We start from the raw sequence: 1,250 nt of genomic DNA on the forward strand, positions 1-1,250 counted from the left end.
GGGGTGCGCCGACCATCGTCGGCGCACCCCCGATTTTTTGCGTTCTGATGCCGACTCTCATCGGCACGTGACCGGCGAAAGCTCAGCCGGCCTTGTGGGCTCCGAACGGGTTCGCCGCCATCCCCACCACCGCGATCGATCCGCCCCACCGTGCGGCGTCTCCCGTGGTCCCCGCGCTTGTCGGGTCCGGGTCCCCGCCGTCGTCGAAAGCAGTGTAGGGTAGGTTACACGCCGGTATGAAACTCAGTCGCGACAACCAGCGGATCGGTGATCAAATCATCAGACCTCAGCCACCGGCGTGAAAACGTCCTCCAAGACCGAATGCCAGGTTCCCGGCAATAGCGCTCTTCTGAAACCCAGGCATGCTCGGGACCGGGGCCCTTCGGAAGGACGGCGGATGCTACGCCGTCCTTGAACAACCACGGACATTCGAACACAGATGCAGAGGAAAGTCGTTACCGAAAAGGGGAAAGTTCTTTCCACCGACGCCAGTTCGAACCACCCCGGGTCGGCGGGAGGCTGTTTCATTTGTTACGCCGATCTATGGCGGGAAAAGGGTAATCACGGGGTGAGAAGGCGGCGTTTCGTGGCGCTTGAGGAAGACGCTTACGCTTCGCTCTCCTGATCGTCGACGAGATCGGCTACCTGCCCGTCATCCCCGGCGGCGGCAACCTCTTCTTCCAACTCGTCAATGCCCGCTACGAACGCGGCGCCATGATCCTGACCTCCAACAGCGGCTTCGCCGAATGGGGCGAGGTCTTCGGCGACCCCGTCGTCGCCACCGCGCTCCTCGACCGCTTGCTCCACCACGCCGTCGTCGTCCAAATCGAAGGCGCCAGCTATCGCCTGCGCCATCATGCCGATCTGGTCCCCGAGCACATCCGGTCCAAGGCCATCATCCAGCCTCCGCCGATCGCAATCCCGCGCCGGCGCGGCCGACCAAATCAGGAGCCGCAGACCAGAACAACCACTGACCTAAACCACTCTAAACCGGGAATTTTAAGAGCCCACAAGTGGGGAGATTTCGCGGCCCGTTGACAGGTGCTCGGCACGGGACGCTGGTGGGAGCGCGTCACCCGCGGCCTCGTCGGCGCCGCCAACGCCTATGTCTGGCATCCCGTCGCGGCCAAGATCCTGATCGGGACCAGCGCGCTCCTGCTCGAAGACAAGCATCTGCCGTCTCCGGCCGAGATGGAGCCCGTCGCCGCCTTCCTGTTCGGCGTCGTCGGCATGATCGCCTGTCAGGCCGC

1 protein-coding gene and 1 pseudogene are annotated in these 1,250 nt (G+C 63.8%); both read left to right on the plus strand.

Going from position 1 to position 1,250, the window contains the following annotated elements; translation table 11 throughout:
• Positions 1 to 609 precede the first annotated feature (609 nt).
• Positions 610 to 1,038: pseudogene (locus tag KL771_RS28215) on the plus strand (ATP-binding protein); the annotation flags it as partial.
• A 3-nt stretch (positions 1,039 to 1,041) separates the two neighbouring features.
• Positions 1,042 to 1,250, plus strand: a 209-nt coding sequence (locus KL771_RS28220; protein ID WP_261971831.1) for a hypothetical protein, incomplete at its 3' end; no start/stop codon positions are given.

The organism is Prosthecodimorpha staleyi (assembly GCF_018729455.1).
Classification (GTDB): Bacteria; Pseudomonadota; Alphaproteobacteria; order Rhizobiales; family Ancalomicrobiaceae; genus Prosthecodimorpha; species Prosthecodimorpha staleyi.